This window comes from Moheibacter lacus, from assembly GCF_014042165.1.
Lineage (GTDB): Bacteria > Bacteroidota > Bacteroidia > Flavobacteriales > Weeksellaceae > Moheibacter > Moheibacter lacus.
In genome coordinates, this window is record NZ_JACDZE010000001.1 from 1,662,535 (window position 1) to 1,688,293 (window position 25,759).

The 25,759-nt window shown below is 35.3% G+C and carries 19 protein-coding genes; 9 read left to right on the forward strand and 10 right to left on the reverse strand.

What is annotated here, in order from left to right:
• Nucleotides 1-25 precede the first annotated feature (25 nt).
• Nucleotides 26-514 (forward strand): hypothetical protein, encoded by a 489-nt coding sequence (locus HU137_RS07715; RefSeq protein ID WP_182043198.1) that lies wholly within the window; start codon nt 26-28, stop codon nt 512-514.
• A 4-nt stretch (nt 515-518) separates the two neighbouring features.
• On the opposite strand, the gene HU137_RS07720 is transcribed toward HU137_RS07715, so the two are convergent.
• From HU137_RS07720 to amaB, 3 genes are all read right to left on the reverse strand, one after another.
• Nucleotides 519-1,115, reverse strand: a complete 597-nt coding sequence (locus HU137_RS07720; RefSeq protein WP_182043199.1) for a response regulator transcription factor — start codon at nt 1,113-1,115, stop codon at nt 519-521.
• A 43-nt stretch (nt 1,116-1,158) separates the two neighbouring features.
• On the reverse strand, nt 1,159-4,161 hold the full coding sequence (locus HU137_RS13090) for a ligand-binding sensor domain-containing protein (protein WP_182043200.1): 3,003 nt from the start codon (nt 4,159-4,161) through the stop codon (nt 1,159-1,161).
• A gap of 260 nt (nt 4,162-4,421) precedes the next feature.
• Nucleotides 4,422-5,951 (reverse strand): L-piperidine-6-carboxylate dehydrogenase, encoded by a 1,530-nt coding sequence (gene amaB, locus HU137_RS07730; protein WP_182043201.1) that lies wholly within the window; start codon nt 5,949-5,951, stop codon nt 4,422-4,424.
• Between the two features lie 156 nt (nt 5,952-6,107).
• On the opposite strand from amaB, the gene HU137_RS07735 reads away from it, so the two are divergent.
• Nucleotides 6,108-6,536 carry a MarR family winged helix-turn-helix transcriptional regulator gene (locus HU137_RS07735; protein WP_182043202.1) on the forward strand — a complete coding sequence of 143 codons (429 nt, stop codon included), beginning with the start codon at nt 6,108-6,110 and terminating at the stop codon, nt 6,534-6,536.
• Here the strand turns inward: HU137_RS07735 and HU137_RS07740 are convergent.
• Together HU137_RS07740 and HU137_RS07745 are read right to left on the reverse strand one after the other, a co-directional pair.
• Nucleotides 6,533-7,048 (reverse strand): DUF2911 domain-containing protein, encoded by a 516-nt coding sequence (locus HU137_RS07740; RefSeq protein WP_182043203.1) that lies wholly within the window; start codon nt 7,046-7,048, stop codon nt 6,533-6,535. The genes HU137_RS07735 and HU137_RS07740 overlap by 4 nt on opposite strands.
• Nucleotides 7,049-7,185: 137 nt before the next feature.
• Complete coding sequence (locus HU137_RS07745; protein ID WP_182043204.1) at nt 7,186-8,409, reverse strand: aminotransferase class V-fold PLP-dependent enzyme; 1,224 nt, start codon at nt 8,407-8,409, stop codon at nt 7,186-7,188.
• Nucleotides 8,410-8,530: 121 nt separating this feature from the next.
• On the opposite strand from HU137_RS07745, the gene HU137_RS07750 reads away from it, so the two are divergent.
• Complete coding sequence (locus HU137_RS07750; protein ID WP_182043205.1) at nt 8,531-9,367, forward strand: mechanosensitive ion channel family protein; 837 nt, start codon at nt 8,531-8,533, stop codon at nt 9,365-9,367.
• On the opposite strand, the gene HU137_RS07755 is transcribed toward HU137_RS07750, so the two are convergent.
• The 5 genes from HU137_RS07755 to HU137_RS07775 all read right to left on the reverse strand — a co-directional run bounded on the left by HU137_RS07755 (nt 9,368) and on the right by HU137_RS07775 (nt 18,351).
• Nucleotides 9,368-10,051 carry a DUF4919 domain-containing protein gene (locus tag HU137_RS07755; protein ID WP_182043206.1) on the reverse strand — a complete coding sequence of 228 codons (684 nt, stop codon included), beginning with the start codon at nt 10,049-10,051 and terminating at the stop codon, nt 9,368-9,370.
• Between the two features lie 222 nt (nt 10,052-10,273).
• Nucleotides 10,274-12,100, reverse strand: a complete 1,827-nt coding sequence (locus tag HU137_RS07760) for an AAA family ATPase (RefSeq protein ID WP_182043207.1) — start codon at nt 12,098-12,100, stop codon at nt 10,274-10,276.
• A gap of 30 nt (nt 12,101-12,130) precedes the next feature.
• Nucleotides 12,131-13,927, reverse strand: coding sequence for an excinuclease ABC subunit UvrC (uvrC, locus tag HU137_RS07765; protein WP_182043208.1), 1,797 nt, complete (start codon nt 13,925-13,927; stop codon nt 12,131-12,133).
• The gene (locus HU137_RS13095) at nt 13,928-17,038 is read right to left on the reverse strand and encodes a UvrD-helicase domain-containing protein (RefSeq protein ID WP_182043209.1); all 3,111 of its coding nucleotides are present in this window, start codon (nt 17,036-17,038) and stop codon (nt 13,928-13,930) included.
• A 62-nt stretch (nt 17,039-17,100) separates the two neighbouring features.
• Nucleotides 17,101-18,351 (reverse strand): 3-deoxy-D-manno-octulosonic acid transferase, encoded by a 1,251-nt coding sequence (locus tag HU137_RS07775; protein ID WP_182043210.1) that lies wholly within the window; start codon nt 18,349-18,351, stop codon nt 17,101-17,103.
• 56 nt (nt 18,352-18,407) lie between these two features.
• On the opposite strand from HU137_RS07775, the gene HU137_RS07780 reads away from it, so the two are divergent.
• The 6 genes from HU137_RS07780 (at nt 18,408) to lipA (ending at nt 25,751) form a co-directional block, all read left to right on the forward strand.
• Nucleotides 18,408-19,532, forward strand: coding sequence for a DegT/DnrJ/EryC1/StrS family aminotransferase (locus tag HU137_RS07780; RefSeq protein ID WP_182043211.1), 1,125 nt, complete (start codon nt 18,408-18,410; stop codon nt 19,530-19,532).
• A 56-nt stretch (nt 19,533-19,588) separates the two neighbouring features.
• Entirely contained in the window at nt 19,589-22,525 is a 2,937-nt protein-coding gene (locus tag HU137_RS07785) for a T9SS type A sorting domain-containing protein (protein WP_182043212.1), read from the forward strand.
• Between the two features lie 48 nt (nt 22,526-22,573).
• Nucleotides 22,574-23,593: a UDP-glucose 4-epimerase GalE gene (gene galE, locus HU137_RS07790; protein WP_182043213.1), complete on the forward strand. Its 1,020-nt coding sequence runs from the start codon at nt 22,574-22,576 to the stop codon at nt 23,591-23,593.
• 69 nt (nt 23,594-23,662) lie between these two features.
• Nucleotides 23,663-24,181: a hypothetical protein gene (locus HU137_RS07795; protein WP_182043214.1), complete on the forward strand. Its 519-nt coding sequence runs from the start codon at nt 23,663-23,665 to the stop codon at nt 24,179-24,181.
• A 98-nt stretch (nt 24,182-24,279) separates the two neighbouring features.
• The gene (locus tag HU137_RS07800) at nt 24,280-24,774 is read left to right on the forward strand and encodes a hypothetical protein (RefSeq protein WP_182043215.1); all 495 of its coding nucleotides are present in this window, start codon (nt 24,280-24,282) and stop codon (nt 24,772-24,774) included.
• A 107-nt stretch (nt 24,775-24,881) separates the two neighbouring features.
• Nucleotides 24,882-25,751, forward strand: a complete 870-nt coding sequence (gene lipA / locus HU137_RS07805; RefSeq protein ID WP_182043216.1) for a lipoyl synthase — start codon at nt 24,882-24,884, stop codon at nt 25,749-25,751.
• Nucleotides 25,752-25,759 lie beyond the last annotated feature (8 nt).

Genomic DNA, 25,759 nt, shown 5'->3' on the forward strand with positions numbered 1-25,759 from the left:
TAATATTTTTTATATTTAGTTTTCTATGGACAAAATTCTATTTCATGAGAAACAAAGGTTCAACCAATGGTGGATGTGGGGACTTTTGTTGTTGGTTAGTTTTGTGATTTTTAGGCCGATTTATGAGGCGATTTCTGAAAATAAAGCCATGAGTTCAGATCAATGGATTGGTTTGATTATTTTGGTTGTTGTGTTGATTTTATTTTTTTTAATCAGACTTGAAACCAAAATCCAAACTGAGGGAATTTATGTGAAATTCTTTCCTTTTTTGCCTCAATTTCGTTTTTATCCTTGGGAAGGAATTGAGATAGTCCAGTTAAGGAAATATTCGGCTTTGAAAGAATTTGGCGGATGGGGAATCAGGTTTGGTAGAGGAGGAACAGCTTTTAATGTAAAAGGAAATATAGGATTGCAATTGAAATTTAAAAATGGGAATGCACTCTTAATCGGAACCCAAAAGCCGGAAGAATTGCAAAGGGTTTTGGCGGATTTGAATTTACCTAAATCCTCTTGAATTTTTATATCCAACGATTTTCTACAGCCAATGAAATAAGTTCGATCATATTTTTGGACGCGGTTTTTCTGAAGATATTTTTTCGATGCGTGGAAACGGTTAATGGGCTGATGTTGAGTTCTTCAGCGATTTCTTCTGATGTTTTACTTTGGCTGAGTAATTTGATGATTTCCAGTTCTCTTTTTCCTAGTTTGATGTCGGATTGAATTTTTTCGGGATTATGGATAAATTTCTTTTTGGAATGTAGCAATGCCATTTTGATGGTTAAAAACAATTGTTCGTTGTGAAAAGGTTTGATCAAAAAGGCATAAGGCTGTTCATTTCCGGCGCGGGAAATGATTTCTCGGTTGCTATAAGCCGTTAAGAAAATAACTGGAATAGAAGGTTTTAAATTTAATTTTGAAATCAAATGGATGCCGTCAATCTCATGTTCCAAATTGATGTCGGTCAAAACCAGTTGAAAATCAATTTCCTGCGATAGGCCGATGGCGATTTCGGGTGAAGTTGCGATTTCTGCTGAGAAATTCTGGCTCTCCAGTTGTATTTTCAAGTTGTTTGCGATGATGATTTCATCTTCAATTATCAAAATTTTTTCTTTCATACTTTTAGAGTTTTTCTAATTAACTCAAATCGGATTCTTGTTCTTATTCCTTTTTTGAAATGATGATTTTCACTAAACTTCCTTCTTTATTTTCAATTTTCACTTCGCCATTTAATTGTTTTACTAAAGTGAAAATTAAATTTAATCCTTTGCTGGAGTGCAAATCTTTGGTTTCCGGTTGAAATCCAATTCCATTGTCATGGTAAATCAAAACCAATTCACTTTCGTTTTGGTAACCTGAAATTCGGATTTTCTTGTCGGTATTTTTGTGTTGAAAAGCATGTTTAATGGAATTGGTTACCAATTCATTAAATATCAATCCGAGATACGTAATGCGTTTGGTCGGAAAATCAAATGGTGGAAGTTCAAATTTTGTTTCAATTTTTTGACCGGAAAACAAGAGAATTTCCCTGATGAGTTCTTCAATGAATTCTGAAGTTTGAATTTTTTCATTGTCTTCTTTATTCAACAAATCATGAACTTTGGCGACGGTGTAAACTCTTGATTGTAATAGTTTTAGCTTTTCCTGAATTTCTTTATTTTCTATATCAAATGATTGTAAATCAATCAGGCTCGTGATCAATTGTAGGTTGTTTTTTACACGGTGGTTCAGCTCTTGCATTAAAAAGCTGATGTTTTCTTGTTGTTTTTTTGAGGTTGCCAGAGATTCGTTGAGTGCAGCATTGGATTGGTTCAATTCTTCCGTTCTGTTTTCAACCATTTTGACCAATCTTCGATTTGTCCTTTTTTGTTGTAAATTTTTGACATAAAAAATCAAACCGATGAGGGAAATGATGGACATTAAAGCCAATATTTTGAACCAAGTGGTTTGGTACCAAGGAGAATTGATGATGATGACTTTTTGGTCAGTTTTTCCCCAAAGCAGTTCATTGTTACTGCCCATGACTTTAAATATATAGGTTCCCGGATTTAAATTGGTGTAAGTGGTTGATTTTTCTTTGGTTTCAGGACGCCATTGGTCATCAAATCCTTCCAAGATGAAACGGTATCGGTTTTTTTCTGAACGAAGGAAATTCAGACTGATAAAATCAAATGTGATCACATTTTCGTTGTGTGAAAAATAAAGCGTATCTGAATAAAGGATGTTTTGATTGATGGATTTTCCAAATAATTTGATGTCCTCTACGTGTGTTGAACCTATTTTTTTATTGACCTGGACTTTTTCTGGTCTTATGATGTTGAAGCCATTCATGCCGCCGAAATAAAAATTTCCTGATTCATCTTTATAGGCTGCTTTTCCATTAAATTCATTGTTTTGAAGACCATCTTCTTCTGTGTAATTTTTAAATTGGTTAGTATTTGGATCATATACTGAAAGGCCAAAATTGGTAGAAACCCAAACTTGATCTACATCATCTACCAGTAATCCGTAAATAAAATCATTGGGCAAACCATTTTGGCGGAACCATTTGGTGACGGTATTTTTTTCTGGGTCGATTTTACTAATTCCTTTTGCAGTCCCTACCCAAATTTTGCCTTTGCTGTCTTCAGAAATTGCAAAAACGCGTGGATTGGATAGATTGCCATAATATTTCACGTTTTTTCCTACTAAATGATACAATCCTTCATCGCTTCCTATCCAAATTCCGCCTTTTCGGTCGATGTAACTCGTGCGTGAACGAATGAGGTTTTTCCCATCGATGAAGACGGGTTGGGTTTTCCCGGAGTTGAGATCCATTTCAAAGATTCCGTTGGACCAAGTATGGATCCAGAGTTTTTCTTCTGAAATGAAAGTAAGTTGGATCACGTCTTTGTCCTTAAAAGTAGTTGGGATTTTGATGAATTGATCCTTTCTTTCATCATACCTGACCAGACCTTCTTCAAATCCACCTGCCCAAATACGACCTTGATGGTCTTGTGCAATGGTGTATTCCAAATTATCGGTTCGGTACAATTGATAAGTTTTAGTTTTGAGATTATATTTGGCAAAACCAAGTTCTGTCGCCATCCAAAGATTATCGTCTTTTCTTAAAAAATTAAATATGCTGATAAAATCCTTTTTCGGAGAATTTTTAACGTTAATTCTCAAAGGTGAAAACTTTTTATGAAGTGGATGATAATATAAAATTCCTTTTGTTTCGGTTCCAAAAAATGTTCCTCCCAGCGAATCTTTTTTTATGCTCAAAATCACAGCTTCAATTTCCTGATTGGAGAAATCTTTAAAATGAATTTCTTCTAAATCTCTGAAATTGGATAGAAAATAATTATGATTCAGACCTCCGACAAATACTTGATTTTCATTCCATTTGTATAAACTTTTCACATAAATATCATGGAGTTTGATCAATTTTTCTTCAGCGATGATGTATTGATAAAGTCCTAGATTGGTTCCAATTAAAATACGGTGAGGATTGACTTGTAAGATGGAGTTGATCTGATGGTTTTTCAGCGAATGAAATGCCTCGTCGGTAAAGACTTTTGATGCTTTTTCATCGTACCGATAAACTCCGCTGATGTTTGTTCCGATTAAATATTGGTTTTGATGAATGGGGGCTAGGGTTGTAACGAAGTCATTTATAAGGATGTCCGGTACTTTTAGCGTTTTTATGGTTTTGGATTTTCGATTGATGGTAAAAATATGACCAACTGCACCGGCTATGATATTTTCTTTACTGGCGGTGAGGGCATAAGTGAATTTGATGAATTCGTTTGGGTTTTTATAGCGTTCGAAGTTTAGGAATCGGTTTTCTTTAGGTAAATAAGCGTTAACAGAATTCGTATTGGTCGCTATCCATAAAGTATCGTTCAGAAAAAGCAATGAGCGGATGTGATCATCTTTTAAATCATTTGGTTTGTTGCCAGAAAAAAAAACTTTGAATACATTTCCATTGTACCGGTTCAATCCATTTTGGGTGCCGGCCCAGAGATATCCTTTTTGGTCAAAATCCATCGAAGAAACACCTAATTGTGACAATCCATCTTGCTGCGCCATTACTTTTACAGTCAAAGTTTCCTGCGAATGGATTTGGATGGAAATAAATAATCCCAGTGCCACTAAAAGTCTTTTTTGAATAGAAATTTTCACGGATTCCGAATTTATAAACTTTGAATTTGAATTCCTAAAAAAAATTAAGCTGAAAAAGCAGTTGCGCTTTTCCAGCAAAATTCATATTTCAATTTTAGTAAACAGGGAAGGTTAAGTCATTTACTCTTTTATATGGTAAAAATAAGTTCGATCTATAAATGAAAAAATACCCTGTGCAGGGTATTTTTAAGGTTGAAATGATCTGCCAGACTTTAATAGTTGACGGATGTTATTTCGTATTTACTAATTCAAACTTAGAATTATAAATCAAATTTAATTCCTTGTGCCAACGGCAAATTGGTCGTATAATTGATCGTATTGGTCTGTCTGCGCATGTATACTTTCCATGCATCAGACCCTGATTCACGTCCACCTCCGGTTTCTTTTTCTCCACCAAAAGCACCCCCGATTTCCGCACCGGAAGTTCCGATGTTTACGTTGGCAATACCACAATCAGAACCTGACTGAGAAAGGAATTTTTCTGCTTCGCGCAAATTATTGGTCATAATTGCAGAAGAAAGTCCTTGAACCACTCCATTTTGGATTTCGATGGCGTTTTCTACATCGCCCGAATATTTAATCAAATACAAAATCGGTGCAAATGTTTCATGTTGAACGATTTCCAATTCGTTTTTTACTTCCGCAATCGCAGGTTTTACATAACAACCGCTTTCATATCCGCTTCCTTCCAAAACGCCGCCTTCGACCAAAATCGTTCCGCCTTGTTCTTTTACTTTTTCCAAAGCAGCATTGTAATTTTTCACCGCATCCGTATCGATCAACGGCCCTACATGGTTATTTTGATCCAGTGGATTTCCGATTTTCAATTGACCGTAAGCCGCAACAATCGCATCTTTTACTTTGTCATACATCGATTCGTGAATAATCAAGCGACGCGTCGAAGTACAACGTTGACCTGCAGTACCAACCGCTCCGAAAACCGCTCCGATTACTGTCATTTTCACATCAGCATCAGGCGTAACAATAATCGCGTTGTTCCCACCCAATTCTAATAAAGATTTACCCAATCTGGCAGCGACTTCTTGCGCGACGATTTTTCCCATTCGAGTCGAACCGGTTGCTGAAACCAAAGGAACGCTATTGTCTTTTGATAATAGTTCTCCTACTTTATAATCGCCGTTTACCAAACAAGAAATTCCTTCCGGCAAATTGTTTTCTTTCAAAACTTCCTGGATGATTTTTTGACAAGCAACGCCACACAAAGGAGTTTTTTCACTTGGTTTCCAAACCACAACATCTCCACAAACCCAAGCCAAAGCTGCATTCCACGACCAAACGGCAACCGGGAAATTAAAAGCGGAAATCACACCGACGATTCCAAGCGGATGGTATTGTTCATACATTCTGTGTCCGGGACGTTCAGAGTGCATGGAAAGTCCGTACAATTGACGGGATTGACCTACTGCAAAATCACAGATGTCGATCATTTCCTGTACTTCACCCAATCCTTCTTGGTAAGATTTTCCCATTTCATAGGAAACCAATTTTCCTAAATCGGCTTTATATTGTCTCAATTTCTCTCCAAACTGACGCACGATTTCTCCACGAAGAGGAGCAGGTGTGGTGCGCCAAACTTTAAATGCTTCTTGAGCCGTTTGGATGGTTTTTTCATAATCTTCTTTGGTGGTTGATTTTACTTTTCCGATCAATTGACCATCAACAGGCGAATGAGATTCTATGATTTCTCCGTTAGAAAACCAGTTGGAACCTGTAGAAGTTCCTTCATTGATTTCGTTTAAACCTAATTTTTTGAGTTCGTTTTGTATCATTTGTTTGTTGCTTTTTTTGAAAGTTATCAAAGGTAATCATTATGAATGAAGTAGAATAGAAATTGGAATTGAAAACAACGGATTTCATGCATCCAGTATGAAGTGGTGATTTTCATGATTGAACTATTCTTCTATATTTGTAAAAATACCTTTTCGATGGAGAAATTAGAAGATATCATTTTTTATTCGATGGACAAAACCATCAGAAGTTATCGGATGTATGCCCAAAAAAAATTGAAAGAAAATGGATTTAAAATTACGATTGACCAGTGGTTGGTGATCAAAGTTTTAATGGAAAATCCTGGGATTTCTCAACAGTCTATAGCTGAAAAAGTTTTTAAAGACAATGCTTCTGTGACTCGGATCATTGAACTTTTGGTCAAATCCGGCTATTTGAAAAGAACGGAAAATCAATTGGATCGCCGGAAATCCAGTTTGAAAATAACGAGTTCGGGTAAAAAAATCATAGCAGATGTTCAGGAATTGGTCAAGCGAAATAGAAGCATTGCACTTCAAGGAATTGATCAAAAAGAATTGGAAATTTTACAAAATTTATTGACGAAAATCTCTACCAACTGCGCTTAGCTTTCTTGAAAATGAAAAGTAAATAAATTCTTTCCCCAAACCAGACATGCAGCGCCAGATTCATCTAAATCAATGGTGAATTGTTCTATATTTTCCTCTGACTGAAAAGTAGGAACGGTAACGCGAAGTGCATCTTGTTTTTCATTGTAATTGGTGCCCCATTGGTTCCAGTCTTTGTTGAAAATCACAATGGTCTCCGTTTCATTTGGAATTGTGTACAAACTGTATTTTCCCGCAGGAAGTAATTTTCCTTCGATCAAAATATCTTGATTGGTTTCAAAAATGGTCGCTTCGTTTGCGCCGGTACGCCAAACTTTCCCAAATGGAACGATGTCTTTCCCAAATTCTCTTCCCTTCAAAAAAGGTCGGCTATAAATGATCTCCACATTTAAATCATCGATGTTGGTTGCAATAGAATCAATCGGGCTTACACGATTGTTGGATGAGGTTTGCGCCGTTGAAATGACAAAACCAAAAAATAAAATTAGGATAAAAAAATAGGACGTTTTCATTTTTGAAATGAATTTGGAAACCGATAATAAAGGTACAAAAATCGCGCAAGTTTTGACAAGTTTTATGCCAGTCTAATTAGGAGAATATGAAATATTATTATTTTTTTATTTTAAACTTTTTGAAGCAGTACAAAAGATTAGCCTAACATCTTGATAGCCAATTTCACTCCGGCTATCATTTGGTCAATTTCTACTTTTGTGTTAAAAACCGCAAAAGAAACCCGAACCGTACCCGGAATCCCGAAATGACGCATGATTGGTTGCGCACAATGATGACCTGTTCTGACCGCAATTCCTTTTTTGTCCAGGATCATCCCGACATCTGATGGATGCACACCTTGTAAATTTAAATTGAATGAAACCGCTCCAGAACGAGGAAGTGTTTTTCCATAAATGATGACTTCTTCTAATTCAGAAAGCTTTTCGGTAGTGTATTCAACCAAATGATTTTCATGTTGATGAATGTTCTCAATTCCGATTTCATTTATGAAATCAATGGCTGTTTCGAACACGATGTTTCCTTCGATATGTGGTGTTCCCGCTTCGAATTTAAACGGTAATCCTGCATAAGTAGAATGGTCCATCCAAACTTCTTTGATCATCTCTCCACCACCATGAAATGGAGGTAGTTTATTCAGGATTTCTTCTTTTCCGTACAAAATACCGGTTCCGGTCGGGGCGTACATTTTGTGTCCGGAAAAAATGAAAAAGTCCGCATCCAATTCTTGAACATCTACTTTTGTATGCGGAATAGACTGTGCTCCGTCGATCAAAACCCAAGCACCGGCTTGGTGTGCTTTGGCGATGATTTCTTCAATGGGATTGATCACACCCAGCGCATTTGAAATCTGGTTAACCGTTACGAGTTTTGTTTTTTCTGTTAAAAGCTCGTCCAATTTCTCCACTTGCAACCTTCCGTTTTCGTCGAGCGGGATGTACTTCAATTTGGCACCGGTTCGCTCGCAAAGCATCTGCCAAGGAACGATGTTGGAATGATGCTCAATTTCTGTGGTGATGATTTCATCTCCGGGCTTTAAAACTTCGCGCAAAACATGAGCTACTAAATTGATTCCTTCCGTTGTTCCTTTGGTGAAAATGATTTCGTGGGCATGTTTGGCGTTAATGAAATTCCTTACTTTTTCCCGCGCGTTTTCCATCATCACGGTCGCTTCCTGACTGATGGTGTGGATGCCACGGTGAACGTTTGCGTTGAATTTTTCATAATAATTCTCTATCGCATCCAGGACCATTTTTGGTTTTTGAGAAGTCGCAGCGTTGTCCATGTAAATCAATGGATTTCCGTTGACTTCTCGGTTAAGAATCGGGAATTGGGAACGGATATGTTGTATGTCGAAATTCAATTGAAATGTATTTAATGAACTGCAAATTTAGGTCAAAATAATACCGGAATGAAATTCTTTGGCGTTAAACCCGCTGTCTTTTTGATTTTTATTAAATTGCAGTCTAACCAAATTTTAAATCATGGACGAAAATATTTTAGATCCTGCTACACTTGAAAAAATCAAAGAATTAATCATCGAATATACACCCAAACTGCTTTTGGCGGTCATCGTTCTTTTTGTCGGATTTTGGGTGATTGGCCGCATCGTAAAATTCGTCAGTAAAGTCCTTCAGAAAAGCCATGTGGATATTTCGCTACAAAAATTTTTCAGTTCTATCATTTCTGTTTTCTTGAAATTGATGTTGATTCTTTCCGTTGCCAGTATGATCGGGATAAATACGACTTCTTTTGTCGCGATCACCGGTGCTTTGATGGTCGGAATCGGGATGGCGTTAAATGGAAGCATCGGGCATTTTGCCAGTGGAGTTTTGATCATGTTTTTCAAACCTTTTAAAGTTGGAGATTTGGTGAAAATCGGTGATGGTCAGACAGGAACAGTTGAAGCAATCAATACTTTTAATACCACTTTAAAAACACTCGATAACAAACGCATCATCATCGCCAACAGCAATGTGACGGGCAATACGATAACCAATATCACCGGACAGGAAGTGGCAGGCGTGGAATTGACCTTTGGGATTGCTTATGGCGCGGATATCGATGAAGCGAGAAGCATCATACTTGCCGTTGGGAAAAGATGCGAATGGGTGCTGGATGACCCCAAACAAATGGTTGTGGTAGCAGAATGGGGCGATAGTTCTGTGAATCTCGCATCACGTCCTTTTTGCAAAAGTGAACATTATTGGGAAACCAAATTTTTCATGCAAGAACACGTGAAAAAAGAATTTGACCGAGCTGGAATCGAAATTCCATTCCCACAAATGGATGTGCATATGATTCAGCCGAAAGGAAATTGATCAGAAGGCCAATGAGTTGTATGAAGAACAAATATCAAAATAGAGTTCCGGTATTTCATATTGGTTTTCAGCCAATGTAAGTTTGTCGTAAAAATGTCCGGATTCTTCTATCAAAGCTTGATTTCCGCCGAAATTAAATCCCAAAATATTGAGGATGGAATATTCGTTTCGCACATCGATCACATGAAAAGCAGATGAGGGTTCACGTCCATTTCCAGTACTGAAAACGGCATCAAGAATGATGTTGGCTTGCGTTATGGTCTTGGCTAAATTTTTTTGGTCGTCTAATTCTTCATAAGCATAAACTTTATACTCCAATGCACTTAAATCAAATGGAAAATCTTTCAAAATCGTGTTGGAAAAATCAATCAAATTTTTCAAATCAACTTGATTTAAAGACTCTTTGCTGTGGAGTTCATTTATTTTACCGATCACATCTGTTAATCTATTGTAAGGTGAATATGCTTCCTGAAAAGTGTATCCATAATACAAATGATGTTTTTCCAATAGGGTCATGGTAGAATCTCCTTTTTCAAATCGATCCATTAGTTTAGAAAAGTAGAATTCCGAGTTTTTATTTTGGGTTTCTTTTTCAATTTGATCGAGATTGGGAAGAACATAATTGTCTTGAGACCATAAAATTGTAGTAAAAAGAATGAGAAAAGAAAAAATGAGGGTTTTCATGTTTTTAGTTTTAATGGCTAAATATAATAGATTAAGTGAAAAACTTCAAAATCTTTTCTGCCCAAGCGTGGCGTTCATTTTGTATTAGCAAATATTATTGACAAATTAAATTTAATATGCAAGAACCTGTGAAAAAAAGAATTTGACCGAGTCGGAATCGAAATTCCTTTCCCACAAATAAAAATGTATATAATTCAGCCGAAAGGGAATTGATTGAAAAGATTAATTGTATTTTGAAATAAATTTATAAAGTTTTTTTGTTAGTTCTTTAGCTTCTTTTGTCAAATCATCAAATTTATTCATTTGATTAATTGCAGTTTGAGCAAATTTTACTTTATTTCGTAATGTTCCACTTTTAGCTTCATATTTATTTTTTATTCCATCAATTCTATTTTGAACGAATCTTCCAATTTGAGTTTTATCGGAAAACGTAGAATTTTTTTTGTATAAAACTTGTTCTTTATCTGTTTGACTATCTAATTCTTTTACAGTATTTAAAATAATTTCTTTAGTAAGTAAGTTTTCAATTTCTCGACCATTTAAACAATAATAATTTTCACCTAAGTTTTTTTTCAAAGTTTGAATTCTCAAAAATTTCTTTGAATCTTTTTTTGCATCATCATTATCCGTAATTACGAATGCTTTTCCACAAAGTCGTTCAATATCGATTGGATTTTCTTCATTATCTAAAAATGACCAATGCGTAATATTATTTCCACTATATTCAACGAAAGAATAATGTACATCTTCAAAAAATCTTTTTTGATTTTCTGGTAATGATTCTTGATATAACTCTAAATATTTTCTAAAATAAATTCGTTCTGTAATTCCTTCAATCCAAATTGTACAATTAGTCAAGAAAACAGATGAGTTTTTAACACCTAAATGTTCTAATAAAGTTAAGTCAGGATTATCAATGTTATCAATCTTAAATTTCTTTTCCTTTAACTTTTCAAATCTATAAACCGAAATATTTTTGTAATCCAAAGTCATATCCAAGAAATGATTTGAATGTGTAGAAAAGAAATATTGGAAATTTTCGAAACCTTCTGTGTGTAATAAAGTCTCGATTAATATTCTTTGATAACCTGGATGTAAATAAATATCGGGTTCTTCTATAAAAATTTTTAAATGTTTTCCTTTATTTAAAAAGAGAGGATAAGTTAAAATAATAATTGATTGAATTCCTTCACCTAATTTATAGATAGGGTATTCGTCCTTGTCTATGTTTATGTGAACAGCATTATCTTCAATGTGTGGAATAATAGTAACTTCTTTATTGTTGAAGAACGTTTTGCTTAGGAATTCTTCGAAATCTTTAATAATCGATCGGTTTTCTCGACTGTTGAGTAGAAGATTTTTTACGTCTTCATAAAATGACAAACCAGTGTAAATATGTTTTTCAGCTTTTTCGTTTCTTATTAAATTTTCATTTACCTCAAAGTAATCTTTTATGGTTCTTATTTTATAACTGTCTGTGTTTGTCAGTTTATTTTCAAGATAATTTACTCCTCGAAGTCCTCTTAATATAGGGATATATATATTTAAATAATTGTTTTTACTTTGAATTATTGTATAAATGTTCTCAATAATCTCATCACAAATAGATTTAAAAGAATTTCTAAAATAATTTTCATGTTGATGGGTAATGTATAGTCTGCTGTTTTGTTTAGAGTAAATTCCACCTTTATGAAGATTTGGGATATTTAAATTCTTTGATAAGTCTTTTAATTTTTCAATTGTTTGATTAGAAAGAAAATCATAGGTAAAATTAATTTTTGATAAATCTAGATTATTAATTCTTTCGACTCCATATTCATCTATTAAATTGTTAAATTTGAGGAGAGAATTATTTAATTTATTAAGTTTATCGTCATTTGATTTAAATTCCAAATCCTTAAAGATAAATAAATCTCTTAAAAATCTACTTTTCCCAGAATTGTTTGGCCCAATAAAAATATTTATTCGGCTTAGATTATTTAAAATATCCGAATCTTCTGACTTATATTGTTTTGTGAGATCAGAATTTAAATGAATAGATGAAAACATAATTTGTAGAGATTTAATTATTCTAAAAATTTAAGAATTATTTTGAAAAAACTTCAAAATCTTTTCCGCTCTCGCATTTCCGACAATTTCTGCGAGTTCTTCTTTTGTAGCAGATTTGATGCGTTTTACAGATTTGAATTTGGACAATAATTCCTGAATCGTTTTTTTTCCGATTCCCGGAATGCCTTCGAGCTCTGAATTGAAAGAATTTTTACTGCGTAAATTCCGGTGTTTCGTAATCCCGAATCGATGCGATTCGTTGCGGACATGTTGCAGAACTTTCAAAGTTTCAGATGCTTTGTCCAAATAAAGTGGAATGGAATCGCCTGGAAAAAAGATTTCTTCCAATCGTTTTGCGATGCCGATGACCGTGATTTTTCCTCTTAATCCCAATTTATCGATGCTCTTCAAAGCCGCGCCCAATTGTCCTTTTCCACCATCTATCAAAATCAATTGCGGCAAATCGCCATCCTCTTCCAAAACCCTTTTGTAACGCCTGTAAATCACTTCTTCCATCGTCGCAAAATCATCCGGTCCGACCACCGTTTTTACGTTGAAAATCCGATAATCCTTTTTGCTCGGTTTTCCGTCTTTGAACACCACACATGCCGAAACCGGATTGGTTCCCTGGATGTTGGAGTTGTCAAAACCTTCGATGTGGCGCGGTTCCACCGGCATCCGCAGATCCTTTTTCATTTGCGCCATGATGCGGTTCGTATGACGATCCGGATCGACGATTTTCATTTGTTTGAGTTGTTCGAGACGGTAATATTTCGCATTGCGTTCAGAGAGTTCGATCAAACGCTTTTTATCGCCGATTTGAGGAACGGAAATTTTGACATTTGGAATTTCCAAATCCAATTCAAAGGGCAAGAAAATTTCTCGAGAATGGCGACCAAACCTTTCCAAAATTTCCACAATTGCTTCTTCGAGCAATTCTTCATCACTTTCTTCCAATTTCTTTTTCAATTCCAAAGTATGCGACTGGATGATCGCGCCATTGTTCACCCGTAAAAAATTGACAAAACCGGAAGTTTCGTCAGAAATAATGCTGAAAACATCGACATTTCCGATCGTAGGACTGACGATCGTAGATTTGGCTTGATGGTTTTTGACCAATTCGATTTTTTCTTTGATAGATTGTGCCGTTTCAAAATCTAATTTTTCTGCATATTCCTTCATCAAATCCTGCATGAAACGAATCGCTTCATTGTAATTTCCTTTAATGATTTGGCGGATGGAATCGATGTTTTTCTGATAATTTTCTTCCGTTTGAAATCCTTCGCATGGCCCTAAACAATTCCCGATATGGTATTCCAAACAAACCTTAAATTTTCCGGCTTCAATGTTTTTTTGACTCAAATCATAGGTACAAGTTCGCAGCGGATAAATTTCTTTAATTAAATCGAGCAAAGCATTTAGAATCAACACAGAAGCATAGGGGCCGAAATATTCCGAACCGTCTTTGATGAGTTTTCGGGTTTTGAAAATGCGGGGAAAAGGTTCGTTTTTGATGCAAATCCAAGGATAGGTTTTATCATCGCGTAACATCACATTGTAACGCGGTAAATATTTCTTAATCAAATTGTTTTCGAGTAGAAGCGCGTCAAATTCCGTTTCGACATTGATGGTTTTGATGTCTGCAATTTTGCTGACGAGAATGCGGGTTTTACCCGATTCGAGAGTTTTATTAAAATAGGAGGAAATCCTTTTTTTCAAACTTTTGGCTTTACCGATGTAGAGAATTTTCCCGTTTTTATCAAAATACTGATAAACACCGGGCGAATTGGGTAGAGTTTGGATGATGAGTTTTAAATTTTCCTGCATTTAATTCACTTCTTTTACTTCAATTTCATCTCCGATGTACACCAAAAATTTTTGTTCAATCTGATAACCTGATTTTGCTAAATTCTCTGCATAATAATTGATCTGAGCAATGTGTTTGACTGACTCTCCGCCGGTTTTATAATCAATAATCATACAGCTATTTCCATCCAAAACCAATCGGTCCGGTCTGAAAATCTCGCCGTTTTCATCGAGGAAATCTCTTTCATTTAATGATTTTAAGTTTTCATCGAAATGGGCTTTTAATTCAGGATGTTGAACGATCGAAATCATTTTATTCTTTAATTCATCTCTTTCACTTTCTTTGATTTCTCCTGAGATCAAAGCTTTTTTCAAAACTTTGTCAAGGTCTTTTTCTGAATGAATTTCTTTCATCATTTCATGGATCAATTCGCCATAAACGATTTCTTTTTTCTTTTTCCATCGTTTGGAGGATTCACGGCTGATTTCGATGCGGTTTTCCCAATTTTCTGAAGTGAAATCTAGATTTTCAGCAATTGTTTTTTCATTTTCAGGTTCTGAATTTCTAACTTTTTCGCCGATGACCGCAATTTCTTCTCCAGTCGGGAATTGGGAATTGAAATATTGCGAAACGCCGGTTTTCAATTTGTCCTCATCTTTGGATTCTTTTCTTTCGGTCAAAATATACAATTGTTCAACCGCACGCGTTGTCGCAACATACAACATATTGAGATTGTCCAACAGGAATTCTTGATGTTCTTCCGTGATTTTAGCAGAAATCTCATCGTTCACCTGATCCAGTTTTCCATAGGATTTTACCAAAAATTCGTCAAACGGAAGTTCTGGATCATCAATCGGAATCCAAAAGTTTGGATAATTTTTTCTATCGCCCCAATCTGCAAAAGGCAGCATCACAACCGGAAATTCTAGTCCTTTTGATTTGTGGATGGTCATCAATTGAACCGCATCAATTCCATCCGGAGGTGAGATGCTGAGGTCGTCTTTTTTTGATTCCCAATGCTCCAAAAATCTTTGAAAATTGTATTCGTTTGACATGGAATATTCCAATACGTAATCCAAAAAATACTGCAAATAAGCATCGGCTTTTCCATTTAATTCTAAATATTGGATAGATTTTTCTACGAAATCATACATCGAAACTGAAGGCTCAAAAGCAAAGGAAATATCAAACCCAAATTGGTCCAAAAGAACTTTCAAAGCAGTTTGATTTTCATCTAAAACAGATTGAATTGATTGGGTGATTTCCGGAAAAATTTGATTTTTTAATTGGTTGAATTTTAAGAGGAAAAGCGTTTTTGAGATTTTGTCTTCTTCGTTGGAAATGGTTTTAAAAAACAATTCCAAAACTTCTATTTCATCAGCATTCTTTAATAATAAGGATTCGGATGAAATCAAAGGAATTTCATTCTTAGTTAAAAATTCGGCTATTAATTTTCCAAGTTTTTTCGTACTATGCAAAATGGTGATTTCATTAAGTTGAAATCCTTGACTCTTAACCGATTGGATGTTTTCCAATAATTGCACTAAAACCGCATCGTGATAATTATAATCTTCAATAGTTTTATCTTTTTTCGAAATAAAATTGAGCTGAACATATCCGCCTTTTTTATCATTTTTCTCTTGGTTATTTCCTTCGAAATAAAGTTTTTGATAAGCTTCAATTTTTAGGTCATTTGCGATGTTTTGGTAGAAAGAATTGTTGAAAGCGATGATGTTTTCATGGCTTCGCCAATTTTTCGGTAAGTTCTCGACTTTGATGTCTAATTTTTGGTGATTTTCCACCAGATTCATCATTTGTTCCGGATTTCCACCTCGCCAACGGTAAATGGATTGTTTGGCATCGCCGACAAGCATCACAGTATCAGAGCCCGCTCGAGCATTTTCGATCAAGGGCAGAAGATTTTGCCATTGTAGCGTAGAAGTATCTTGAAATTCGTCGATGAAATAATGGTGAAAACGATTCCCGATGCGTTCATAAATAAAGCCGGAAGGTTGTTTTTGAAGACCGGAACTGATGCGTTTGTTGAATTCGGAGATCAACAAAACGTTTTGGTCTTCTTTGAGCAAATCGATGGATTTTTCTACTTCATTGATGATGCTCATGGAAACGATCGTTTTCTGAATTCCTTCCCAGAGCGGTAGATCTTTTTGAATTTTTACAGCATCATAAAACAATTGTTGAATACGTGGAAAGATGTTTTCAATAATTAAATTTAATGAAGGATCGGCTTTTCCTGAAGTGAATTTTTTCGGATCCGTATTTTCAATATTTTTTAAGTGGGTTTGGGTTGGATAAGCAAAATCTTCGTTTAAAAATTTTTTGAAATATCCGCCAATTCCACTGGCTCCACTGGCAAAATCTCCAATTGAAACGCCATTTTCTGTAATGAGTTGAATAAATTCCGATGCGTTGTTTTTCAAGGCATTCTTTTTTTGAGCAGTTTGGGAGAAAACAGTTTTTCGAAATTCATTGAATTCTTCCAAATTGTATTTTTGCAATTTGGCAAGTTGTGTCAAATGCGTGTCGTTATACAAAGCACTGGCGGTTTTGACCAAATCACGCGAAATGTCCCAAGTTTTATTGTCATTCAAATTGTCCAAAGCGATATCGATCAAAACGGAAGTCAACAACTCATCTTCGCCGATTTTTGCAAACAATTGATGGACAGATTCTTCAAAGAGTTTTTCTTGTTCCATTTCCACATTGAAATTGGACGAAAGTCCCAAATCCTGTGCAAATGCTTTCATCAGTCTCAAATTGAATTTATCAATGGTGCTGACGGAAAATCGCGAATAATTATGCAGGATTTTCACCAATACATTTTTGGATCGAAGATGCATTTCTTTCGGACTGATTTCCAGTTCTTTGCTTAGGTTTTTTAAATCACTATTTTCCGCAAAATCAGGTTGAGAAAATTTCACCAATTGCTGTAAAATCCGCTCTTTCATTTCGTTGGCGGCTTTATTGGTAAAGGTTATGGCAAGAATGGATTCGTATGCAAAGGGATTGATGTTGGACAAAAGAATAGAAAGGTATTCTTTCACCAAAGTATAGGTTTTTCCTGCGCCGGCAGAAGCATTGTAGATTTTAAATTCGTTGGGTTGAAGCACGTTTTGAAAAATTAGGAATGATGAAATCGAAGATTCGACAAAGTCAATTTTGAATTCTAAATTTAAGGATTTGAAATTAAATTATTCAAATAATTCATGATCAAAGCTGTAGAATTCGGTTTTTGTTGGATGTACTTTTGTGCCGCATCACCTCGCCGAATTCGTTCCATATTGTCCTCAATTAAATTCTCCATTTTTTCATCAAAATCAAATTGATCCACAAACCGAATTGCACCCTGATTTTCAAGTAAATCAATCGCTTCAAAATATTTCTCATAATTCGGCCCAAATATCACCGGAACACCAAAAACAACAGGTTCCAAAGTGTTGTGTACGCCGGTTTTGGTAAATCCGCCACCGACATAAGAAATATCCGAATAAGCATAAATTTTGGTCAACATCCCGATGGTGTCGACGATCAAAACCTGGGCTTTTTCGATTTCAGACGCATTGGATTTCGTATAAATCGCAACCGGTTTTTCTATTTTTTCCGCCAGCGATTTGATTTCTTTTTCATGGATATTATGTGGAGCAAAAATAACTTTCCAGTTCTCTGGTAATTTCGAATTGATAAAGTTCACCAAAATGGATTCATCATCAGACCAAGTACTTCCGGCCACGATCAATTTTTTATCGGATTTGAATTTTTCTACGAATTCTAATTTGGGTTCAGACGCCAGAATCTCTTTTACACGATCAAATCTCGTATCGCCCGAAACAGTTGCATTTTCAATCCCGATGGAAGCCAATAAATTTTTTGAATCCAAATCCTGAACAAAGAAATGGTGGATTGAAGCAATTCTTTGTCTGAACCAATTCCCGAGCGGTCTGAAAAACAAATTGTCCTCTTTGATCACCGCAGAAATCACGATCACCGGAATTTTCCTTTTTTCCAATCGGTTCAATAAATTGTACCAATATTCATATTTCACCAAAATCAAAATTTCAGGATGTAAAAATTTAATCAGATTTTTTGCGTTTTTTTTGGTGTCAAGTGGGAGATAAAAAATATAATCTGCGCCTTTATAATCTTTTCTGATTTCGTAGCCAGAAGGTGAAAAAAAACTCACTGCCAATTTATGGTTAGGAAATTCATTTCTGATTTTTTCCATTACAGGTCGACCTTGTTCAAATTCGCCCAAAGAAGAACAATGCATCCAAATCACTTTGTCATTTGTCGAAATGGCATTTTTCAATTTGTTTTTCCAATTTTTTCTTCCGGATTTCCAAAGTTTGGCTTTTGGATTAAAGGAAGCAGCGACCGAAATCCCCGTTCCATACAAACTGATAAAGGTGTTGTAGATGATATTCATTAGGTTGACGAAGATACAAATTCCGTTTTGTACATTTGTGCTAAATATTTTTAAAAATGCGCAAATTACAAATGGTTGATTTGGGTAGTCAATACCAGAAAATCAAAAACGATATAGACGATGCGATACAAGGAGTGGTAGATTCTTCTGCTTTTATCAATGGTCCGGAAGTGAAAAATTTTCAGACCGAATTGGAATCTTATTTAAATGTGAAACACGTCATTCCTTGCGGAAATGGAACAGATGCTTTGCAAATTGCCTTGATGGCGTTGGATTTGAAACCGGGTGATGAAGTGATCACAGCCGATTTTACGTTTGCGGCGACCGTTGAGGTCATTCATTTGTTAGGGTTGAAATCGGTTTTGGTTGATGTGGATTATGATACTTTTTTAATCGATACTGAAGCCATCAAAAAAGCGATTACACCTCGGACCAAAGCCATCATTCCGGTTCATCTTTTTGGTCAAGTCGCCAATATGGACGAAATCAACAAAATCGCCAAAGAACATAATTTGTTTGTGATAGAAGATACGGCACAAGCCATCGGTGCAGATTTTAAAGGTCAAAAAGCCGGAACAATCGGAACGATCGGAACGACTTCGTTTTTTCCTTCCAAAAATTTGGGATGTTATGGCGATGGAGGCGCAATTTTTACCAATGATGATGCGCTGGCGCATAAAATGAGAGGAATCGTCAATCATGGAATGTACCAAAGATATTACCACGATGAAATCGGGGTGAATTCAAGATTGGACAGTATGCAAGCTGCGATTTTGCGTGTGAAATTACCGCATCTGGATGCTTACAACAAAGCCAGAAGAAAAGCGGCTGATTTTTACAATGAAGCTTTTTATGAAGTTCCTGAAATTTTAACGCCGATTAAAGCTGACGATACAACCCATGTGTATCATCAATATACACTTCGAATAACTAATGGAAAACGGGACGAATTGAAAGAATTTTTGGAGTCTAAAGGCATTCCGGCGATGATTTATTATCCGGTTCCTTTGCGCAAACAAAAAGCCTACGATACTGGAAATTACAAGGATTCCGATTTCCCAAATACCAACAAATTAATCGAAGAAGTTATTTCTTTGCCGATGCATACGGAGTTGGATCAGGAGCAGTTGGAATTTATCAAACAATCGGTTTGGGAATTTTTTAGTGGATATAAAGGTTAATAATTTTTAAATCAACAGTTCATTATAAAAAAACTTATCTATTAAACTAAAAACACATGAAGAAATTTTATATCATTATTTTCATATTCTTTATAAATCATGGATTTGCGCAGAATGAAGTCGAAGCTGAATTGTTGGAGATTAATTATCTCCAGGAATCTGTGCCAAAGAACATTTTTGTTTTCCAAAATCAAGTATATTTCACTGCAGACGATAGTATTCACGGTAGAGAGTTGTGGAAAATTGAAAATGATGTTCCAGTATTGATTATGGATTTAACAAGTGGTTATAATGATTCATTTAATGATAATTGTAAATTTCTTATTACAGAAGATTTTATATACTTTACTACGGCAAATGGGAAAAAACTTTGGAAGAGTGACGGTACAGAAGAAAGTACAACATTATTATTAAGTAATACTGATTCTGAATATCCGTGTTTTTCATTAATGGTTGAGTTTAACTCTAAAATTTATTTTAGTTATAATGATGGAAGCCATGGGTTAGAGTTGTGGGAAACAGATGGTACGGTAGGAGGAACATCCATGTTAAAAGACATTTATTTGGGATCAAATGGAAGTAGTATTGAAGATTTCTTTGTTTTCAACAATACATTATTTTTTACAGCTATAGATGGTGACGGTACTCATAGGAGAGAAATTTGGAAAAGTGATGGGACTGAACCCGGAACCATGATGTTAAAAGATATTGGTGGAGAAACTTATGCTGATGGTGTTAAACCGGGAAATGACTTTTTAATATTGAACAACCACTTTTATTTTTATGGTTATACACAAAGTTATGGTTATGAACTTTGGAAAAGTGATGGTACAGAAGAAGGGACCCAAATGGTTAAGGATATTTTTCCAGGATATAATAGCTCTGAATACACATACAACAGATTATATGGAGCTGTTGGGGATGGATATATTGCATTTAGGGCATTTACACCAGATTCAGGTTATGAGTTATGGAGAAGTGATGGAACTGAATCGGGGACTTTTAAAATAAAGGAAATAAATCCAAATAATGGTTCTTATGGAGATGGCATTCCAAATCCAGGTTGGCTTAATACATCTATAGAAGGTTATAATGGTAAAGTTTATTTTACTGGTAGTCAAGGAGGGTCTTGGAAACTATGGGTGACGGATGGGACGGAACAAGGAACGGTTCAGTTTCTGGATTTAGATGCGGGAGAGGATGAGTATTACAAAGGATTTAAAAAAGTCAACAATAAATTATATTTTTTTAATAGCCGAAGAGTAATGCAAACGGACGGTGTTAGCTCTCAAATATTTGTCAATATGCAAAATGATGGTGGGGTTTCTCAGTTTCAACCATTTCTTGATAAAGTTTTTTTCGTCAAAAATTCTGATGAATTTTATGGGTTAGAGCTTTGGGAATCAAAACTAAATAATGAAGATTTGAAAGTGTATGATGTAAATTTAATTCAGAGTTCTTCTCCTCGCAATTTTGCTAGTCTTGGTGATAAAGTTTTGTTTTTTGGACAAAACTACACTTATTATGAAGTTCCGATGATTTCAGACGGAACTCAAGAAGGAACAAAATCAATTGTTGATAATCCACCTTTTAGGGTAGATAATAATGATGCGGCTATACTTTTTAAAGTAGGTAATAATATGTTTTTTAAAGGCTATATTGGTCAGTATGTCAATATGGAACTTTATAAAACAGATGGTACACCTGAAGGTACAGGATTAGTGAAAGATATAAATGTTGGCAGTGGTGGTAGTGTAACTAGAGAACTTTATGTCAACTATAATGAAATCCTATATTTTCTTGCAAATGATGGAGTTCACGGTGAAGAATTATGGAGGTCTGATGGGACTGAAGAAGGTACATACATGGTTGCGGATTTTAGTGGAAATTATACATCCTCCACAATAATAGATTTTGAAATATGGAATGGGTTTTTATATTTTTCGGGTAGCTTGGTAGATTCATCATTTCCTGACCCAATTGTTGGTATTTGGAAAACAGATGGAACTGAAGGTGGTACAGAGGTAGTAATTCAATGGGAAAGCTCAGGTCTTTATGATAATGGACCTCATAATATTATTGCAGTAGGTGATAAATTGTTTTTCACCAAAGATGAAAGTAATTCTTCTTATGGAGACAATAGTTTATATGTTACTCAAGGCACTAATGAAACTACAGCGAAATTAGGTGAATGGTCAGGACATTCGGTTTTAGAAGAATTTGTTGAATTGAATGGTAAGTTGATATTTGATGCAAATAAACCACAAGGTTCTGAGAATCTTTTTATTTCTGATGGAACAATAGAAGGGACTCATGAGATTAATGAAAATTTATCTTTTTATAATATTTTGAAAACAAAGAAATGTGGGAATCAAATTTATTTTACTGCTGGTTATACTGGGCAAGGAGGAAATTTATGGGTATCAAACGGTACTTCAAATGGAACTATTCAATTAAGCCAAAATATTGTAAATATTGATAAAACAACTTGTTATAATAACAATCTAGTATTTTTAGATTCTGAAGAATATTACGCCTATGAACTTAAAGTTACAAATGGTCAACAAATTAATAGTGTTCTGGTTGATTTTAATTATAGTGAATTAGGGCAGAATGAGGGTATTGATGGTGTATATGCAAATGAAAATTTATTGTTTTTAACAATTAAGACTAAAAAACACGGCAATGAACTCTATGTTTCAAATCCAGACTTCGTTCTAAGCACAGAAGAAATCAACGAAGGATTAGCAAATAATAATCAAAATGTTTTGATTTATCCCAACCCAACTTCATCTGAAATCAACGTAGTTTCAAATGATCAATCCAAAATCAAGCAAATCCAGATTTACGATTTAACCGGAAAATTAATTGAAATCGGAGTTTATAATTCTAACGAAGTGAAATTAAATGTAGGAATATACAATTCCGGAATTTATTTATTGAAAGTAAATACAGAAAAAAATTCTACGACGAAAAAAGTCGTTGTGAAATAAATGTAATAAACCTTTGAAAATAAGGTTTTCAACCTCAAACTTTACACTTTGAACAACAAACAAAAAATACTCGTCACAGGCGGACTCGGATACATAGGATCACATACGGCAGTTGCTTTACAAGAAGCCGGATATGAAGTGATCATCATCGATGATTTGTCGAATTCTGAACTTTTTGTATTGGATCGAATTGCCGAAATCACCGGAATCAAACCGGAATTCCATCAGATTGATTTGAAAAATGAAGAATTGGTAAACGAATTCTTTAGACTAAATTCAATCGATGGTGTCATACATTTCGCAGCACATAAAGCAGTAGGAGAGAGCGTTCAAAAACCGCTGATGTACCATAAAAATAATACGTTGGGGCTTTTGAATGTGCTAGAAGCTATGAAAGAAAACGGACAGGATCATTTCATCTTCAGTTCTTCCTGTACGGTTTATGGCCAAGCCGATCAAATGCCGATTGATGAAAATGCTCCCATCAAAAAAGCAGAATCGCCTTATGCCAAAACCAAGCAAATGGGCGAAGAGATTCTGGAGGATTTTGTGGCGGCTTTTGAGAAAAACGTAATTTCACTGCGTTATTTCAATCCGGTCGGAGCGCATCCAAGTGCATTGATTGGAGAATTGCCCAAAGGCGTTCCGAATAATTTGGTTCCGTTTGTAACGCAGACTGCGGCAGGAATCCGTGAATATTTATCCGTTTTCGGAAATGATTATCCGACGCGTGACGGAACCGCAATCCGTGACTACATCTACGTTTGCGATTTGGCAGATGCACATGTTCGGGCATTGACAAGATTGATCGAAAAGAAAAACAAATCGTTAATGGAAGTGTTCAATCTCGGTACGGGAATCGGTTCTACGGTTTTGGAAGTGGTGAAAGCTTTTGAGAAAATCAACGGTTTAGAATTGAATTACAAATTGGTGGACAGAAGAGCAGGCGACATCATCGAAGCCTTTGCGGACAATACATTGGCGGAAAAAGAATTGGGTTGGAAGCCGGAAACTTCGCTCGACGAATCCATGCGAACAGCTTGGGAATGGCAGAAAGGGTTGAAGTGATGGAGTTTTTGAGTGGTGGAGTAATTGAGTCGTTGAGTGAATGATTGAGTTATTGAGTGTATGAGTAGTATGACAAAAAAAATATTTATAAGTTCAATTTTATTGATATTTAGTTTTAATTTAACTTTTGGATGTACTTGTGGCTCAAACAAAAGTTTTTTAAGAACGATTTCAAATGCAAAAGTGGTTGCACTAATTAAAGTGAAACAATTTTTAACTTATAATGAAATTTATGATCAAAGCACTCCAATGTCTATGGAAGTTGAAATTATTGAACTTTATAAAGGTAAACTATCTGAAAAGAAAATCACAATTTGGGGGGACAATGGAATGTTATGTCGGCCTTATTTGGATAGTTATTTTAAAGAAGGAGAATTTTACATAGTTGGACTTTTTTCAGGAGGTGATGGAAGTAAAGGATATGTGCACAAAAATGAAAGAATTGAAGATTTTTCTATTTCAAGTTGTGGGCTTTATATCTTGTATTTGAACAAGGAAGAAGAGAAAGTTTATGGTGAAATTAACTCCTTCAGAAATGAAATGAATTTTGAAAAATTAAAAAAGAAACTTTTAAGAAAGTTAAACTAAATTGATTAATTCTTGGATTAAACTCGTAATGATGAGAAATGTTTTTTATCATTAGAATTCGAATTTCGAGAAGCAAACATTAATTTGAATATTTGAAAATGAAATATATCATTCTATTGTCATCGATTTTATATTTAGTTTCCTGCGGATCCAATAAATTACCTGCAATTGACAGATCTAAATTGGTTGGGAAAAATATAGTATTTTGTTTAACGGAAGAAAGCAGATCAATATTGGTAGAAAAATCTGGATTAAATTTAGGCGAAACGATGCAACCTAATAATGTGGAAGTGTTTATGTATTCGGTTATGGTTTTGGGAAAAGAGAATCAATTGAATCTTCGACACATATATAATCCGATTGACGCAAAAATTACTGACAACCTGATTGTTGCAGATTTAAAATCGGTCAAATGGGATTTTGGATTTACCAATGCGGTCATGAAGGCTGAACTGGAGTACACTTTGCGAGATGGTACAAAAATTCCCATAATTGGAACTTATAAAACCATGGGCGGTGGGACCAAATCAGAGAATTTATTGATGGCCATGATCGACGCAAATGGTCAAATTTTAAATGAGATCGCTGATTAAGATTTTTCAGCGTTTCTTGGCGAATTGGGTAGAAATATAATTCGTAAATTTGCAGTCATTCTAAATTGAATTTAAAATTCATCATTTAAAATTTATAATTTACTAAGTTGGAAGTAATCATCAAAGAAGACGGAAGAGTACAAAAACCGGAATGGCTCAGGGTGAAATTGCCTACGGGAAAAAAGCACCGTGAACTCAGAGGTTTGGTCGACAAATACAAACTCAACACGATTTGCCAAAGCGGAAGTTGTCCTAATATGGGCGAGTGCTGGGGTGAAGGAACGGCAACTTTTATGATTCTGGGGAATGTTTGTACGCGTTCTTGCGGATTTTGTGGTGTGAAAACCGGACGTCCGGAACAAGTCGATTGGGAAGAACCGGAAAAAGTAGCGCGTTCCATCAAATTGATGCAAATCAAACATGCGGTTTTGACTTCGGTGGACAGAGATGATTTAAAAGATATGGGTTCGATCATTTGGGCGGAAACCATTGGTGCGGTTCGCAGAATCAGTCCCGGAACCACAATGGAAACTTTGATTCCCGATTTTCAAGGCAATACCAAAATGCTCGATCGAATTCTCGAAGCTGCGCCGGAAGTGATTTCGCATAATATGGAAACCGTAAAACGTTTGACGCGTGAAGTACGCATTCAAGCCAAATATGAAAGAAGTTTGGACGTGCTTCGTTATTTAAAAGATCAAGGTCAACCGCGTACCAAAACCGGCGTTATGCTCGGTTTGGGAGAAAAGGATGATGAGGTTTTTGAAACGATTCAAGATGTGCGAAATGCCGGAGTGGATATTATTACTTTGGGTCAATATCTTCAACCAACCAAAAAGCACCTTCCCGTAAAAGAATTCATCACACCGGAACAATTCAAATCTTATGAAGTTTTTGCAAAAGATTTAGGTTTTAGACATGTGGAAAGTGGACCGCTCGTGCGTTCTTCTTATCATGCGGAGAAACATATTTTGTAGCTTTTAGT

Coding starts and splice junctions, on each gene's coding strand:
- HU137_RS07715 (WP_182043198.1), top strand. CDS start 26: ATGGACAAAATTCTATTTCATGAGAAACAAAGGTTCAACCAATGGTGG.
- HU137_RS07720 (WP_182043199.1), bottom strand. CDS start 1,115: ATGAAAGAAAAAATTTTGATAATTGAAGATGAAATCATCATCGCAAAC.
- amaB (WP_182043201.1), bottom strand. CDS start 5,951: ATGATACAAAACGAACTCAAAAAATTAGGTTTAAACGAAATCAATGAA.
- HU137_RS07735 (WP_182043202.1), top strand. CDS start 6,108: ATGGAGAAATTAGAAGATATCATTTTTTATTCGATGGACAAAACCATC.
- HU137_RS07740 (WP_182043203.1), bottom strand. CDS start 7,048: ATGAAAACGTCCTATTTTTTTATCCTAATTTTATTTTTTGGTTTTGTC.
- HU137_RS07750 (WP_182043205.1), top strand. CDS start 8,531: ATGGACGAAAATATTTTAGATCCTGCTACACTTGAAAAAATCAAAGAA.
- HU137_RS07755 (WP_182043206.1), bottom strand. CDS start 10,051: ATGAAAACCCTCATTTTTTCTTTTCTCATTCTTTTTACTACAATTTTA.
- HU137_RS07760 (WP_182043207.1), bottom strand. CDS start 12,100: ATGTTTTCATCTATTCATTTAAATTCTGATCTCACAAAACAATATAAG.
- uvrC (WP_182043208.1), bottom strand. CDS start 13,927: ATGCAGGAAAATTTAAAACTCATCATCCAAACTCTACCCAATTCGCCC.
- HU137_RS07775 (WP_182043210.1), bottom strand. CDS start 18,351: ATGAATATCATCTACAACACCTTTATCAGTTTGTATGGAACGGGGATT.
- HU137_RS07780 (WP_182043211.1), top strand. CDS start 18,408: ATGCGCAAATTACAAATGGTTGATTTGGGTAGTCAATACCAGAAAATC.
- HU137_RS07785 (WP_182043212.1), top strand. CDS start 19,589: ATGAAGAAATTTTATATCATTATTTTCATATTCTTTATAAATCATGGA.
- HU137_RS07795 (WP_182043214.1), top strand. CDS start 23,663: ATGACAAAAAAAATATTTATAAGTTCAATTTTATTGATATTTAGTTTT.
- HU137_RS07800 (WP_182043215.1), top strand. CDS start 24,280: ATGAAATATATCATTCTATTGTCATCGATTTTATATTTAGTTTCCTGC.